10 protein-coding genes are annotated in these 16,252 nt (G+C 65.2%); 4 read left to right on the forward strand and 6 right to left on the reverse strand.

Annotated features, from left to right (window positions below):
- Window positions 1-202 precede the first annotated feature (202 nt).
- The 3 genes from phnY (at window position 203) to L610_RS11630 (ending at window position 6,425) form a co-directional block, all read left to right on the forward strand.
- Window positions 203-1,657, forward strand: a complete 1,455-nt coding sequence (phnY, locus tag L610_RS11620; RefSeq protein ID WP_144701857.1) for a phosphonoacetaldehyde dehydrogenase — start codon at window positions 203-205, stop codon at window positions 1,655-1,657.
- A gap of 235 nt (window positions 1,658-1,892) precedes the next feature.
- On the forward strand, window positions 1,893-3,302 hold the full coding sequence (locus tag L610_RS11625) for an FGGY family carbohydrate kinase (RefSeq protein ID WP_144705280.1): 1,410 nt from the start codon (window positions 1,893-1,895) through the stop codon (window positions 3,300-3,302).
- Window positions 3,303-3,422: 120 nt separating this feature from the next.
- Window positions 3,423-6,425, forward strand: coding sequence for an autotransporter domain-containing protein (locus L610_RS11630; protein ID WP_144705282.1), 3,003 nt, complete (start codon window positions 3,423-3,425; stop codon window positions 6,423-6,425).
- 283 nt (window positions 6,426-6,708) lie between these two features.
- On the opposite strand, the gene L610_RS11635 is transcribed toward L610_RS11630, so the two are convergent.
- The 4 genes from L610_RS11635 to L610_RS20530 form a co-directional block, all read right to left on the reverse strand.
- Window positions 6,709-8,196 (reverse strand): NAD(P)(+) transhydrogenase (Re/Si-specific) subunit beta, encoded by a 1,488-nt coding sequence (locus L610_RS11635; RefSeq protein ID WP_246658997.1) that lies wholly within the window; start codon window positions 8,194-8,196, stop codon window positions 6,709-6,711.
- An 18-nt stretch (window positions 8,197-8,214) separates the two neighbouring features.
- A complete protein-coding gene (locus tag L610_RS11640) occupies window positions 8,215-9,786 on the reverse strand; it encodes a Re/Si-specific NAD(P)(+) transhydrogenase subunit alpha (RefSeq protein ID WP_144705284.1) in 1,572 nt (523 codons plus the stop codon).
- A gap of 344 nt (window positions 9,787-10,130) precedes the next feature.
- Window positions 10,131-11,516 (reverse strand): nucleotide sugar dehydrogenase, encoded by a 1,386-nt coding sequence (locus L610_RS11645; RefSeq protein ID WP_246658998.1) that lies wholly within the window; start codon window positions 11,514-11,516, stop codon window positions 10,131-10,133.
- Window positions 11,416-11,673, reverse strand: coding sequence for a hypothetical protein (locus L610_RS20530; protein ID WP_245263724.1), 258 nt, complete (start codon window positions 11,671-11,673; stop codon window positions 11,416-11,418). The genes L610_RS11645 and L610_RS20530 overlap by 101 nt, the downstream gene beginning before the upstream one ends.
- Before the next feature lie 156 nt (window positions 11,674-11,829).
- Between L610_RS20530 and L610_RS11650 the strand changes: the two genes are divergently transcribed.
- Entirely contained in the window at window positions 11,830-12,537 is a 708-nt protein-coding gene (locus tag L610_RS11650) for a glutathione S-transferase (RefSeq protein WP_144705286.1), read from the forward strand.
- Here L610_RS11650 and L610_RS11655 read toward each other — a convergent pair.
- Together L610_RS11655 and L610_RS11660 are read right to left on the reverse strand one after the other, a co-directional pair.
- Window positions 12,534-13,439 carry a DMT family transporter gene (locus tag L610_RS11655; protein WP_144705288.1) on the reverse strand — a complete coding sequence of 302 codons (906 nt, stop codon included), beginning with the start codon at window positions 13,437-13,439 and terminating at the stop codon, window positions 12,534-12,536. The genes L610_RS11650 and L610_RS11655 overlap by 4 nt on opposite strands.
- Window positions 13,440-13,504: 65 nt before the next feature.
- Window positions 13,505-16,240, reverse strand: a complete 2,736-nt coding sequence (locus tag L610_RS11660) for an AAA family ATPase (protein WP_144705290.1) — start codon at window positions 16,238-16,240, stop codon at window positions 13,505-13,507.
- Window positions 16,241-16,252: the final 12 nt, after the last annotated feature.

The raw sequence follows: 16,252 nt of genomic DNA on the forward strand, positions 1-16,252 counted from the left end.
GGGGTACAGAAGAAAGCCTTGAGGCAGGGCGGTGCCAGCGCCGGGAACGAAGAACAAGGCAAGGCTGATGGCCTTGCAAGAACCTTGCCTGCTTTCCCTTCCCCTTCTGGGGATGGGTAAGGTGCAGGGAAAAAACCAGACGATCAGGCTCACGCGTTGGCGCTGCCGTTACGCGGCCTTTCTGAGACGGGATTGAGAACAGATGACCCATTCAGACAGCACGATCAAAGTCCGCCACGAGCCGATGCGCATTGCCGGCGAGAAGGTGGATGCGGAAGCAACGCTCGAGGTCCGCTATCCGTGGAACGACACCGTCGTCGGCACGGTGCCGGCGGGCAATGCGAGCCACGCCCGCCGCGCCTTCGAGATCGCTGCCAGCTACCAGCCGAAGCTCACCCGCTACGAGCGCCAGAAGATCCTTCTGAAGACCGCCGAGCTTTTGAACGCGCGCAAGGAAGAGATTTCCGATCTCGTCACGCTGGAACTCGGCATCTCCAAGCAGGACTCGCTCTACGAGGTCGGCCGCGCCTTTGACGTCTTCACGCTCTCGGGCCAGCTTTGCCTCATCGACGACGGCGAGATCTTCTCCTGTGATCTCACCCCCCACGGCAAGCAGCGCAAGATTTTTACCCTGCGCGAGCCGCTCAATGCGATCTCGGCGATCACCCCGTTCAACCACCCGCTCAACATGGTCTCGCACAAGGTGGCGCCGGCGATTGCGACCAACAACTGCGTGGTGGTCAAGCCGACGGAACTGACGCCGATGACGGCGCTGATGCTGGCCGACATTCTTTATGAGGCCGGCCTGCCACCGCAGATGCTGTCGGTCGTCACCGGCTGGCCGCAGGACATTGGTGACGAGATGATCACCAATCCGAACATCGACCTGATCACGTTCACCGGCGGCGTGCCGGTCGGCAAGATGATCGCCTCGAAGGCCGGCTACAAGCGCCAGGTGCTGGAGCTCGGCGGCAACGACCCGCTGATCATTTTGAACGACCTCTCCGACGAGGATCTTGCCAGGGCCGCCGACCTTGCCGTTGCCGGTGCCACGAAAAACTCGGGCCAGCGCTGCACGGCCGTCAAGCGCATCCTTGTTCAGGAAAAGGTCGCCGATCGCTTCGTGCCGCTGGTGCTCGAGCGCGCGAAGAAGCTGAAGTTCGGCGATCCGATGGACCGGGCGACCGAGCTSGGCACCGTSGTSCAYGAAARGGCCGCMGCGCTCTTCGAACAGCGCGTKTAYATGGCCGCSGAAGCCGGTGCCGAGATCCTCTAYCACCCCGGCCGCCAGGGTGCGCTCCTGCCGCCGATCGTCGTCGACCGCGTGCCGCATTCCTCCGAGCTCGTGATGGAGGAAACCTTCGGCCCGATCGTGCCGATCATCCGCGCGCCGGACRAYGAYGAYGMGCTGATCGCGCTYTCCAACTCGACCGCCTTTGGCCTCTCSTCRGGTGTCTGCACCAACGACTTCCGCCGCATGCAGAAGTACATTGCSGGCCTCAAGGTCGGTACGGTCAACATCTGGGAAGTCCCCGGCTACCGCATCGAGATGAGCCCGTTCGGCGGCATCAAGGATTCGGGCAACGGCTACAAGGAGGGCGTCATCGAGGCGATGAAGTCCTACACCAACGTCAAGACATTCTCCCTGCCGTGGTGATGGTCAACGAGCGCGGGCAACCACCTAATAAACCTTCAAAGTTAAGCGCGCTCTCGCCCCGGATTTGCTTCTTGATCCCTCCCCTCACCGCGAAATCCGCGTGACTGACGGCGTGGCCTGAGCTACGTGGTGCCGCTGCGGATGCCGGTCCGTTAAGCCCACGACGAGGGGCAAATACTGGCGCCCGCAGCCCAACGAAATGAGCCGACGTAGACAACCGGAGCGGGGCAACGGAATGCGCATAGCTGCAATTGACCAGGGAACAACCTCTTCTCGCGTCCTCGTGGCGGATGAGGAAGGCTCGCGCGAGATCCGGCATTCGGTTCGCCACGCGCAGATCCACCCCGGTCCCGGGCGCGTCGAGCATGACCCGCTTGAGCTTCTCGCCAATGTCCGCGCCTGCATCGAGGCGGCAGGTCCGGTCGACGCGATCGGCATCGACAACCAGGGCGAAAGCTGCCTTGCCTGGGATTCTGATACGCTTGAGCCCCTGTCCCCGGTGATCGTCTGGCAGGACAGCCGCACCGCCGACCTGATCGAAAAATTGCGCCAGGACGGCGCCGAGGAAATCACGCTTGCGCGTGCCGGCCTGCCGCTCGATCCCTATTTCTCGGCCAGCAAGCTCGCGTGGATCGTCGAGCATCTGCCCGCCGCAAAGGAAGCGCTGGCGAGGGGGCGGCTGCGTCTTGGCACCACCGACGCCTATTTTCTCAACTGCCTCACCGGCCGCTTCATCACCGACACGACGACTGCCTCGCGTACCTCGCTGATGAACCTCGAAACCAGGCAGTGGGATCCCGAACTTTGCCGTCTGTTCGGCGTGCCGATGGAATGCCTGCCCGAAATCGGCCTCACCGCCGGCGAGGTGCTGGGCGAGGTCAACGGCGTGCCGCTGACAGCCTCTGTCGTCGACCAGCAGGCCGCGCTCTACGGGCACGGCTGCCGCAAGCCGGGCGACGCCAAGATCACCTTCGGCACCGGCGCCTTCGCACTCGCCGTCACGGGTACCCAGATCCTGCGCGCGCCCGACCTCGGGCTCTTGCCGACCGTCGCCTGGAGCCTGCCGCACGAAACCACCTACGCCGTCGACGGCGGCGTCTACGACGCGGGTGCGACCATCGAATGGCTGCGTCGCATCGGCCTCCTGCAGAATGTCAGCCTGTCCGAGTTTCCGAATGGCCCCGCGATCTCGCGCGGCCTCGCCTTCGTCCCGGCCCTGTCCGGACTTGGCTGCCCCTACTGGGACCGCTCCGCCGCGGGCCTGTGGATCGGCATGGGCGGCGAGACGACGGCCGAAGACCTCGTCCAGTCAGCACTCGAGGGCATAGCACTGCGCACGTCCGAGGTGCTGCGGGCCGTCGACAAGCAGCTCAGGGTCGAAGTCGCGGTGACGGTGGATGGCGGCCTGTCCACCAACGGTTACTTCACCCGCTTCCTTGCCGACGTCACCAAAAGGCCGATCCGCGCCTACCGCTTCTCGGAGCTCACCAGCCTCGGCTGCGCGGCGCTCGCCGGTCTTGCGATCGGCGCGGAACTGCCGCGGCCGGAGCACGGCGAGGAATTCCTGCCGGCACCGGATGCTGATACGGCTGCCTGGCAGGCGCGCTTTGCGGACGCCGTCTCCCGCTGCCGCAACTGGCGCTAGGAATCTGACTTCACCTGTCGATTCTTCAGACAATTGGTGGTAGCAGACCTGAAGCGACCGGGGCCTGACGGCTCCGGCGGACACAAGCAGCTGTGGCGTGTACATTCGCGGCGGATTTCCATGAACAAGATTGCCCTTCTGGCGTGCACCAGCATCGCCGCCCTATCCGTTTCGCCGGCCCGGGCCCAGTCCGTTACGCCTTTCGCCATGGAGCCGTCGGATACGGTGTACGCCGGCCACGATTCGGCTGGTTCGGCATCGCTGGAAACCTCACCGGGCAGGCAGGTCATCTTCAGGGACGACGCCACCGCGTCCTCGGCCCACATCATCAACAATGGCGGCACGACCCGCTTCGAGGGCCGCGCGACGGCCGCCTCTGCGTCGCTCACGGCGAATGACGGGGGCGGCATCCGCTTCAGCAAGCAATCGACCGCGGCCGACTCCCGCATCGTCGCCAATGGCGGCGGCGAGCTGAACTTCTCCGAAAACGCATCGGCGGGCGCCGCCTTCGTCACAACCAATGGCGCGACCCGCTTCTCCGGCAGCTCGACCGCGAACCGCGCCGTCATCACCGTCAACGGCACCGGCAGCCTCGCCTTCGACGGAAATTCGCGGGCGGAAATTGCCCAGATCACCAACAACGGCCAGACGACCTTCTCCGGCAACGCGTCGCTGCAAGGCGCATCGATCGTCAACAACGAGGGCAGTTCGGTCGCGTTTTCCGGCAGCGCCAGCGGCGGCACGACGAGCTTCATTTCGAACAGCGGCGCGGTCACCTTTACGGACAACAGCTCGTTGAACTCGGGCGCAATTACCGGCAATGCCAGCTCCAGCCTGCGCTTTGCCGGCCGCGCCAGCGCCGGCGACGGATTCATCTCCACGAGCGGCGAGGTCGCCTTCTCCGAGGCGAGCACCGCCGGCAGCGCCGAGATCATCGGCAATGCCGGCAGCCGCATCGCATTTTCAGACGACAGCTCGGCGGGCACGGCAGAGATTTCCGGCGGCGCGGAACTCCGGTTTGCCGGCCGCGCCAGCGCCGGGGCCGCGTCGATCACCATGTCGCCGGGGGCGACGATCACCTTCGCCGACAATGCCGATGGCGGCTCGGCGAAGCTGCATCTCGACAGCGGCGCGGCACTCGACATCTCGGCGGCTGCGAACGATGTCGGCCTTGGCTCCCTGTCGGGCGCAGGCGATGTCCGGTTGGGCCAGCGCACCCTCGCGGTCGGCGACGACACACCGCTTGTCGATTTCGCGGGAACGATCGGTGACGGCGGACAAGGCGGCGGCCTCGTCAAGCGCGGCTCTGGAGCGCTCAACCTGTCAGGCAAGAGCAATTATTCCGGCGCAACGCGCGTTGCGGCAGGCACGCTCGAGGCCGGAGCGGAAAATACGTTCTCCGCAAGCTCCGCCTATACCGTGGACGGCGGCGCGACCCTCTCGCTTGCTGCCTTCGAACAGACCATCGGCTCGCTCGCGGGCGCCGGCACCGTTGATCTTGCCACAGCCACCCTGACTACCGGCGGCAACGGCCAGTCGACCCGGTTCGACGGCGCGATCACCGGCACAGGCGGGCTGACCAAGCAGGGCAACGGCGAACTCACCCTTGCCGGCACAAACGCCTATTTCGGTCCTACCCGCGTGCTCGGCGGCGCGCTGCGCGTCGACGGCAGCATCGCGAACTCGGCTGTCTCGGTTGCGGAAAACGCGGCCCTCTCCGGCTCGGGCGAGGTTAAGTCCGCAGCCATTGCCGGGACGCTCTATGGCGGCGATGGCCTCAGCGTCCTCGGCGATCTTTCGCTCGCTCCCGACAGCACGCTGGTAGCGTATATCGGCCCCGGCGCAGCCGGCCTCAGCGTCGGCGGCACGGCAACCCTTGGCGGCCGGCTCGACCTGCGGCCAGCCGGAACGATCGACCCTGCCTTAGCCTACGAGATCCTACACGCCGGCACGATCAACGGCACCTTTGATACGGTCGAGGCCGACTTTGCCTTCCTCGATCCCGACCTGATCTACGGCGCGGATACGCTCTCCGTCCGGCTGGAGCGCAACAACGTCGCCTTCGCGGATGTCGCGCAAACGCCGAACCAGCGAACCACCGCCCAAGCCGTCGAGACACTGGGCAACGGCAACGACGTCTTTGACGCCGTGCTGCCGACGAACGTGGCCGGCGCGCGCGCGGCGTTCGACAATCTTTCCGGCGAAGGCCACGCCAATGTCCTCGACACGATGACAGCGGCCCGCGACCACGCGCGGCGGGCCGTGCTTGAGCGGCTGCGCCAGCGCACCGGCAACGGCATCCAGGTCTGGACGACTGCGCAAGGCGCGCGCGACCGGCGCAAGAGCGACGGCAATGGTGCAGAGGCAGAGATTCGCAGCGTCTCGGTGATCGGCGGCGTCGACTTCCAGCCGAACGAGAATGTCACGGTCGGCGTCTTCGGCGGCTATGGCCGCAGCGACATCTCGAGCCCGGCGCGCCGCACCAGCGGCGATGTCGACACCGCCAGCCTTGGCGTCTACGGCAGCTACGAGCAGGGCAATCTGCGGCTGCGCGCCGGCGCACAGGCCGCCCGCCATCAGGCGTCGCTGCAGCGGCAAGTGGACGTTGGCCCGCTGCAGGGCGTTGCCGCCAGCGATTATTCAGGCTGGTCGGCCGAGGTCTTCGGCGAAGCCGGCTACAACTTCGATGTCGGCGGCGTTTCGGTCGAGCCGTATGTCGGCATCTCGCATTTCGAAGCCCGCACCGATGGCTTTCGGGAAAGCGGCGCGGGCGCGGCGAACCTCTATTCCGGCGGCAACCGCGTCTCGCGCACCGATCTCGAAGTGGGCGTGCGTGCCGGAACCACCTATGTCACGCCGGGCGGCATGCGGGTGCGGCCGAGTGTGGCGGTTGCGTACCAGAGGAACCTCCACGGCGCCGGCTCCACCAGCCGCCACCACTTTGCGGGCGGCCCGGAGATGGCGATCAGTTCCTCGCTGCCTGGCGTCGATGCGGCGCTCGTCGAAGCGCGTGTCGATGTCGACGTCACCCAGAAGCTTGAAGCCGGCGTCTTCTATCGCGGCACCTGGACGCGCCACGGCGACGCGCACCTGATCGGCGCCGGGCTGACGTATCATTTCTAAGGGTTGGCGGCGGGGCACCGCCAATACGGATGCGCTCCGCGCCAAGCGCCACGTGTGAGGCTGGTGTACCGACGAAGCGGGTTGCTCTCTGACGGCTTTGAGAAGCCCCCGCCTTCCCCAGGCCTGAAGCCGAGGCTATGTCGGGACGCTGTGAGTGGCGCGCGGCGCCGCTCTAATCCTCACGTCAGGTGACATCCCTGATCTGACCATTCATCCAAAAAAAATCGCCGCTCCTCGGGTGAGGAACGGCGATTTGTAATGCTGGCTGAGAAGGCGTTTTCACCTACTCGATCATGGGCAGCAATGCGTTGATGCTGTCCTTGGCGTCACCGTAGAACATGCGCGTGTTCTCCTTGTAGAACAGCGGGTTCTCGATGCCGGAGTAGCCGGTACCCTTGCCGCGCTTGGAGACAAAGACGTGGCGCGCCTTCCACACTTCCAGCACCGGCATGCCGGCGATCGGGCTGTTCGGATCTTCCTGCGCGGCCGGATTGACGATGTCGTTCGAGCCGATGACGATGACGACGTCGGTGTCGGGGAAGTCGTCGTTGATCTCGTCCATCTCAAGCACGATGTCGTACGGCACCTTGGCTTCGGCGAGGAGCACGTTCATGTGGCCGGGAAGACGGCCCGCGACCGGGTGGATCGCAAAGCGCACTTCCTTGCCGCGGGCGCGCAGCTTGCGGGTCAGCTCGCTCACCGCTCCTTGTGCCTGCGCCACTGCCATGCCGTAGCCCGGCACGATGATGATCGTGCTTGCCTCGTTGAGCGCGGCCGCTACGCCTTCGGCGTCGATCGCGATCTGCTCGCCCTCGATCTCCATCGCCGGGCCCGTGGTATTGCCGAAGCCGCCGAGGATCACCGAGATGAACGAGCGGTTCATCGCCTTGCACATGATGTAGGAGAGGATCGCACCCGACGAGCCAACCAGCGCACCGGTGACGATCAGCAGATCATTGCCGAGCGAGAAGCCGATCGCAGCTGCCGCCCAGCCCGAATAGGAGTTCAGCATCGACACCACCACCGGCATGTCGGCGCCGCCGATGCCCATGATCAGATGGTAGCCGATGAAGAAGGCGAGCAGCGTCATCAGGAACAGCGCCCAGAACGAGCCGGTGTTCAGATAGACGATCAGGAGGATCAGCGAGATGATCGCAGCACCTGCATTGAGCGCATGGCCGCCCGGCAGCTTCTTTGCCTTGCCGTCAACCTTGCCCGCGAGCTTGCCGAAGGCAATGACGGAGCCGGTGAAGGTCACCGCGCCGATGAAGACGCCAAGGAAGGTTTCGACCTTCAGGATGGCGATCTCGGCCGGGGATTTTGCCAAAAGCTTCACCGCAAAGGCGCTGAGCTCATGCGGCTCGAGGGCAAGCAGTGCCGCCGGATTGCCGATGGCATGGCCGAGGCGGGCAAGCTCGATGTGGGTCGAAAAGCCGATGAAGACGGCGGCAAGGCCGACGAAGCTGTGCAGCGCCGCCACCAGCTGCGGCATCTCGGTCATCTGTACGCGCGCCGCCACCAGATAGCCGAGCACGGAGCCCGCGATCAGCATCAGCACGATCAGCCAGTGATGGCCGACGCCCGGCGTGAAGATCGCTGCGCAGACGGCGAGCGCCATGCCGGCAATGCCGTACCAGACCGCGCGCTTGGCGCTTTCCTGGCCTGACAGTCCGCCAAGGCAGAGGATAAACAGCACCGCCGCGGCAATATAGGCCGCAATGACAATGCCGGGGTCGCCGATGTGGGCGAACATCTGTTTGAGGTTGTGCATGTCTTAGCTCCCCGCGCTCTACGACTTCTGGAACATGGCGAGCATGCGCCGGGTGACGAGGAAGCCGCCGACGATGTTGATGGTCGCGATCAGCACCGAGATCGTACCGAGGATGGCGACGATCCAGGACGAGGAGCCTATCTGCGCAACGGCGCCGAGGATGATGATGCCGGACACCGCATTGGTGACCGCCATCAGCGGCGTGTGCAGCGAGTGCGAGACGTTCCAGATCACCTGGAAGCCGACGAAGCAGGCCAGCATGAACACCACGAAGTGCGACATGAAGCTCGGCGGCGCATAGGCGCCGACCAGCAGGATCAGCATCGTGCCGATCGCGAGTAGCCCGACCTGCGTCCTCGTTGCCTTGCGGAAGGCTTCCGCCTCCTGTGCACGGCGCTCTTCCGGCGTGAGTTCCTTCGGCTTTTCCTGCTTCTTTACCGACGCGATCGCCTGCACTTTCGGCGGCGGCGGCGGGAAGGTGATCGCCCCGTCATGGGTAACGGTCGCACCACGAATGACGTCGTCTTCCATGTTGTGGACGATGACGCCGTCCTTGGAAGGCGTCAGATCCGAAAGGAAGTGACGGACGTTGTTGGCGTAGAGCATCGAGGCCTGGGAGGCCATGCGGCTCGGGAAGTCGGTGTAGCCGATGATGACGACGCCGTTGTCGGTGACGACGCGCTCGTCGGCCCTGGTCAGCTCGCAGTTGCCACCGCGCTCGGCGGCAAGGTCGACGATGACCGAGCCGGGCTTCATTGCCTCGACCATGTCCTTCGTCCACAGCACCGGAGCCGGACGGCCGGGGATCAGAGCCGTGGTGATGACGATGTCCATGTCGGGCGCCAGCTCGCGGAATTTTGCCAGCTGCGTTTCCCGGAACTCGGGGCTCGAGGGCGCCGCATAGCCGCCGGTGGCGGCACCATCTTGCGCTTCCTCAAATTCGAGGAAGACGAATTCTGCACCCATCGACTCGATCTGCTCGGCAACTTCCGGGCGCACGTCGAAGGCATAGGTGATGGCGCCAAGGCTGACCGAGGTACCGATCGCCGCAAGACCGGCAACGCCCGCGCCCACCACCAGCACCTTTGCCGGCGGAATCTTGCCAGCGGCCGTCACCTGTCCGGTAAAGAAGCGGCCGAAATTGTTGCCCGCCTCAATGACAGCACGGTAGCCGGCGATGTTCGCCATCGACGACAGCGCGTCCATCTTCTGCGCGCGCGAGATGCGCGGCACCATGTCCATCGCGATCGTCGTGACGCCGCGTTCCTTCAGCTCCTCGAGCAGCTCGGAGCTCTGGGCCGGATAGATGAACGAGATCAGCGTCTGGCCCTTGCGGAAGAGTTTCACCTCTCCTTCGGCCGGCGGGCGAACCTTCACCACCACATCGACTTCGCCGAAAAGTGCTGCCGCATCCGGCACCACCGTCACGCCAGCCGCACGATAGGCATCGTCCGAAATGCCGGCCGCAGCACCTGCGCCCGCCACCACGAAGCAGGCATGGCCGAGTTTCTCGAGCTGCCGTGCGCTGTCGGGCGTCAGGGCAACGCGCTGCTCGCCAGGATAGACTTCCTGTAATGCACCAATTCTCAAGGGCCGTTCCTCCTGAGAGCTAGAGTGACCATATGACCGCACGAGGATCGCCAAGACAGCATAATCCTGTTGACCCTGCGGCAGGACGCTAACGGAGAAGTCGTCCTGTTGAAAAGGCGGCCCCCGCACGAGACCGCCTCTCCTTGTGGAATCGCCTTATATGTGGCGGTAACGATTGTCTCAATAGGACTCAGGCGAGCGGGCCCCGGTCTGCTTAAAGGTGAGGCCACTTGTTGCGTGATCGATGCGGCGGAAAACTCTGGTTTCACGCCTCAAGCCGCATCTATGGCGTCTGGAAGTGCCGGGCTGCAGCGCTCTGTCGCAGGTCCTGAACGACTAAATAATTAGCCCTGCGGCGCGGCGACGGAGCGTCCGGCGTAGGCAGCGCCAGTGCTACCGGGGCTCGTTTCGCTAGGGCGGAAGCTGCGGCGGCCGAGGCGAACACAGGTGAAGTCTGCGCGGTTCTTCTGATCGAGCGGCAGGATATTACGAAAGTCGAACACGTAGCGCCGCCGCATCAGCCCGGCGAGACGGGCCATGTCGAGGCTTGCGTAGTCGCTCCATTCGGTCAGCACGACAAGCGCGTCTGCGCCGCGGGCGGCGTCGTAAGGGGTTTCCGCGATTTCAAGTTCGGGGTTCAAGCGGGCAGCATTTTGCGCCGCCTGCGGGTCATGCGCCCGCACAACCATTCCGGAACGCTGCAGGTGAGCGATGATCGGCAGCGCAGGCGACTCGCGCACGTCATCAGTGCCCGCCTTGAAGGCAAGGCCGAGCACGGCAACTCGGGCGCCGTGCCTAAGCCCTGCTTCCGAGATGATGCGCTCGGCGAGGCGGCGCTTGCGCATCTCGTTGCGCTCGATCAGGAGCTCGACCAGCCCCTGGCGGGTACCGAGGCGGCGGCCAGTGGCCGCAAAGGCGCGTGTGTCCTTGGGAAAGCAGGAGCCGCCAAAGCCGGGACCAGGCGTCAGGAAGTTCTGGCCTATGCGACGATCGAGGCCGATGCCTTCCGCCACCGCCATCACGTCGGCGCCGGCCTGCTCGCAAAGGTCCGAGACGTCGTTAATGAAGCCGATCTTGAGCGCGAGGAACGCATTCGCCGCATGCTTGATGAGTTCGGCGTTGGTCGTCGTCGTGGCCAGCACCGGCACGCCCGTTTTGGCAAGCGGTGCGTAGATTTCGCGCAGCGTTGCGCTGGCGCGTGGATCGTCGGCGCCGAACACGATGCGGTCAGGGCACATGAAGTCATCGATTGCGCTGCCCTCACGCAAAAATTCCGGATTTGAGGCGACGCTGAAGTCGAGCGAGCGGCGGGTCTCGGCGATCACCTCCCGGATGCGCGACGAGGTCCCGGCTGATACCGTCGACTTGACGATGACGCTGTGGCTATTGGCCTTGAGGTCAGCAATGCGCGCATGCGCGCTGAAAGCAAGCTCCATCGAGGCGCCTTCACCATTGGGTTCCGCCTCGGGCTGAAAGAAGTCGGCATGGCCGTCAATGAAGAAGAGGCCGTAGCGGCCTCGCCGTCGAAGCGCGAGCATCGAGCCCAGCAGGCTCGTGCAATCGCCGCCCAGGACGACCGGAATTTCGCCAGCATCAAGCAGCGTTTCCACCGCGTCGGCGAGCCTGGGCCTAGGCGTCCATGCGGCAATTGCCCCGGCGTTCAGGATGCGGTCTTGGGATCGGGCGTGGGTTTTGGGGAGGCACCGCCAGGGGCCCGGCGCCTCGCGCATCGATGCGTTCCGCAAGACCCAGATCGAGCAGTTTGTCGGGCAAGCGCTCCACACCCTCCGTTGCGAGGCTTGCCTCCAGCACGCGCTCGTCACGGATGCCGCGCCGCGCAATCTGCGTGTCGACCATCTGGTGCCGGGCGTGCTCGTAGTCAAGCATGGCTCGTGTGCCGATCTGCCGGTGAAACCCCGCGCCTTCATGACGGTCGCGGGTGCCGCCTAGAACCAGCGAGCAAGCGGCAGGTTCCCGTTCGCCTGCTGAACGGACTGGCCGCTCGCGCGTTGTCGGCAGTCTTACGACCGAAGGAGGCGGTTCATGGAAGACTATACGCTCTACTACTGGTCGGTGCCATTCCGCGGACAGTTCGTCCGCGCCGTGCTGGCCTTTGCCGGAAAAAGCTGGCGCGAAGCCGGCGACGGCGAAATCGGTCGGCTGATGAACCTCACGGTCGAGGAGATGCCGATCCCATTCATGGGGCCGCCGATGCTTGTTGACCACGCAAACAACATCGCGATCGCCCAGATGCCTGCCATCATCCTTTATCTTGGCGATACGCTCCGCCTGTTGCCGCACGATCCGGCCTTGAGGGCGTTGACGATGAAGATCGTCAACGACGCCAACGACGTGATCGACGAGATCACGCTTCAGGGCGGGCAGCAGATGTGGACGGAGAAGAAATGGGCCGAGTTCGTGCCGCGGCTGCAGCGATGGATGACCTTCTGGGAGGTGACCGGCCACCGCCACGGGCTTGCGTCTGATTCGGGCGCCCTCTTTGGCGGCAAGGAGCCGGGTATCGCCGATATTGTCACGGCCACACTCTGGTCAACCATGGGCGAGCGCTTCCCGAAAATCGCGGCGATGCTGGATGAAACGGCCCCCGACATCAGCGCCCTGACTCGCCGCATCTCCGATCTTCCGCCACTACGCGTACTGGCCGCAAGAGCACGTGCAGACTATGGCGACGCCTACTGCGGCGGGCAGATCGAAGCCTCCTTGCGAAAAGTGGTGGGCGGCAACCTCTAACCCTCCGCCGTCTCCAGCGCTGCCATCGCGATCGCAACCAGGATTGCACTCGAGCCGATGAGAAGGCTGGGCGTGGGCGTTTCCTGACCAACCGCGAGCGAAGCTATGAGGCCAACGGCAGGCACGCCGAGCAGGACGATCGAGACGACGTCGGCGCGGGTGCGGGTACCGACTTCGACCACCGCCCATGAGCAGAAGGCGGTGGCGAGGATGCCGATGAAGAGGAGGTGATCCCACCGCTCGAGCAGCCACGAGACTTCGGGTGGGCCTTCCATCGCGTAGGCGAGCGGGATCAGGCAGATGGTCGCAAGCGCCATTTGCCACGGCGCGAGGTCGAGTGCGGCGCCGATCCAGCGATGATGATGTATGTGGACCATGCAGACGGCCCATGACAGCGCCGCAATCAGCAGCAGCGCGCCGGCAATAAGGCCGTCGAGCCCGAAAGCGCGAAAGCCGCCCACATCAATGAGAAGGAGAATGCCCGAGAGGCCGAGGGCGGCCGCGAACAGTTGCCGGCGGCCGATGCGCCCGCCAGGATACATCGCAACGATCGGCAGTACCCAGAGCGGCATGGTGTAGGCCAGCACGACCGCGCGGCCCGTCGGCATGATGCGCAGCGCCGAGGCTGCGAGCGCCGTGAACATAAGCATCTGCAACAGGCCGACGCTGAGCACGACCGGCAGGTCGCGACGGCTGGGCAGCCGCAGGCGGCCGAAGGGGATCAGGATCGCAAACAGGACCAACGCACCGATGAGGTAGCGGATGACCGTGAACCAGATCGGGGGGACGATCGCGACCGAAGATTTCATCACCGGCCAGCTCAGCCCCCAGATGATAACCACACATGCGACCAGCACCTGGTCGATACGCCTACCAGAACCCTGACCAGCTACTGATCGCATGTCGCGGCCCCGCAAGTCCTCCCCTCCGCCGTTGATTGGGCGGATGGCCTGTCCAGAGTGGAAGACTAGGCGGGGTTGGGCCGCGGCGCTTCGGTGCCAGCCCCCATTTTTCGGGAAGACCTGTACCCAGATTTCGCGGACCTGCCCGGCTCGGCCTCCTGCAGCAGCCAGGGCTCGTTGCGAAGGCGCAGCATCACTTCCATGCGGTTGGCGGCCCCGAGCTTTGTGAGCACTGCCGAAACATGATGCTCGATTGTGCGTGGCGAGCGCACCAGCCGAGCGGCAATCTCGCGATTGCCCGCACCCTCGGCCATCAGCCGCAGCACCTCCAGTTCGCGACGAGTAAGGCCGAACGGGTGCGCGCGAGCAGACGCGTATGGACCCCGCCGCACCTTCGGCAGCCGGTCGGCGACGCCAAGAAGCTCTGCCTTGCGGCGGGCAAGGCGAAGCGCGGGCGTCGCCCCAAGCTCCTGCAAAATGGTGGCAGCGCGGCTGAGCGCTACTTCCGCATCGTCGCCTTCGACCCGCATAAGGGAGAGTGCCGCCTCGTAAGGAAGTCCCAGCCCGAGCCACTTGTCAGCAGCACCTTCGGGATTGCCCTTCAGTTCCATGAGCCGCGGCTGGGCTGCCCGATCGACGGGGAACTGCGGCGGCTCGCAGTGACAGCGCTGCCACCAGACCACCAGTTCGCCGAACTCCCACCGGTCGAAGGCATCGAGATCTATTGCGGCAAGCTGCGCCAGTTGCTCATGCGCCGCGACCAGATCGCCTGACAGCCAGGCAGCTTCGACGAGCGCAAGCCGCGCCGGCGCGATATATTGCGGCTCGCCGGTCGAGAGCGCGTTCCTGAGTGCCTGCTGCAGAAGGAGCGGAGCATCCGACTCGCCGAGGCGCGTGCGGGCACGGCCAAGCACCAGCAGCGCCGGCAGCTGCATGATGAGGGTCAGCCGCTCAAGCTTCATCACGCCCGCCGCAATCGTCTCTGCATCGCGGAGCCGCCCCTGTTCCAGCCGCAGCTGCGCCAGCCGCCCGACGAGGTAGTGCGTCCACGCGTCGAGGTCGTGCTTGGTGTCGTAGGCAATGCCCTCGGCGAGCAGCCGCTCGGCAAGGGGGAAGTCCTTGAAAAGAACGGCATACTCCCCGTAGTTCGTATAGGCGCGAGCGGCCTGCTCATGATGGCCGTGCTGCAGGGCAAGCGCGAGGCTGCGCTCCATCATCTCGCACCCGCCCGGCTGATCCGAATGCAGCAGCGCCGTCGCCACGGTGTTGAGCGCGTGGGCAAGCGTTTCGGTAGCGTTAAAGGCTTCGGCCAGATCGATCGCCCTGTTGCCCCAGCCGACAGCCTCCGCGAAGCGATCGTTCAGCATGTGCAGTTGCGAGCGAAGCGCATAGGCGATCCCAAGTTCCGCCCCCGGAGGAAGGCTTTCGAGCACGCGGATCGCCTCGTCGGCATATTGCCCGGCTTCCTGTGAATCGCCCCGATACCAGTGCAACCGGGCGAGCCAGCGCAGGTTCTCGCCAACCTTGTCGAGCCGCCCGAGCTGGCGCCACAGCTCGACGGCGCGGTGACGCCGCTCGATGACGAGGTCATCGATCTGGAGAGCTATCCCCGCTTCATAGGCCCAGTCCTCGCAAAGCCGGGCAGCGAGTTCCTGCGGGGCTTTGTCGACATATTCCAGCGCCGTTTCGAGATGGGAGGCGGCCTGCTGGTGGGCGCCAAGGCTGGCGGCATGCGCGGCCGCCTGCGGCGCGAGTTCCAGCACGCGCCTTGCCTCGCCTGCCCCTGCTGCGTGATGCACCCGCCGCGATAGCGAAGCCTCACCAGACTCCGCAGCAGCCTCATCGAGCGCAGAGAGGACCTGCCGGTGGAGCTTGCGTCGCCGCGCCGCCGATACTCTCTCCAGCGTCGACTGGCGCGCCAGCTCATGCCGGAACTGGAGGTTGCCATTGATGTCACGCACCAGCAGGCCGCGTTCGACACAGTTGTCGACGAGAACCTCGGCGTCGGGGCCCAGCAAAGCTTCGGCAAGCCAGGGCTCGATGCCGGCGGGCTCGACGCTGAGCGCCTCCAGCGCCTCGCGGTCTTCCTCGTCGAGCCGCGACAGGCGGGACCACACCGCATCGCGGATCGACGGCGGAATGCCTTTGGTGAGCGGCTCGTCGCTCGCGAGGATCTCCGTCACAAAGAACGGATTGCCAGCGGTCAGGCGATGAAGATCTGGCTCAACGCGACCGGCCAGCCGAGCCAGCGTCGCCACACCCTGCGGCGACAGCGGCTGCAGCCGCACGCGCTCGACGGTCCGCGATGGCAGATCGCCAATTACCTGCGCGAGCGGATGATCGGGTCCGACCTCCTCGAACCGAAAAGTCAGGATCATCAGCAGCCGCAGCATCCCGGCGCGGCGGCCGAGGTAACGGACGAGGTCGAGCGAGGCCTTGTCTGCCCAGTGCATGTCCTCGAACACGAGCACGCTGGTGCGCGGATTGCCCTGCAATGAGGCGAGAACGGCGGGGAAAAGCTGCTCGGGTGGGGCCGACCGACGAAGAAGCTCCGCCACATGCGGACCCAGGCCGTGCGCCACGTCGTGCAGGGGTCCGAGCGCACGGGCGGTGAAGAAGGCCTCGCAGGCGCCGCAATGTACGCTGCTGTCCTTTTGCGCGCTTGAGACGAATTCGCGAAGAACGGACGACTTGCCAATACCGGCCTCGCCCATCACGAGGGCGACACGACCCTGACCTTTGCGCGCCTCATCGAGGGCGAGGAACAGGGCGGACAGCGGCTCTTCCCGCTCGACAAGCATTTGCCACCTCGA

It is taken from the genome of Aminobacter sp. J44, assembly GCF_007829415.1.
Classification (GTDB): domain Bacteria; phylum Pseudomonadota; class Alphaproteobacteria; order Rhizobiales; family Rhizobiaceae; genus Aerobium.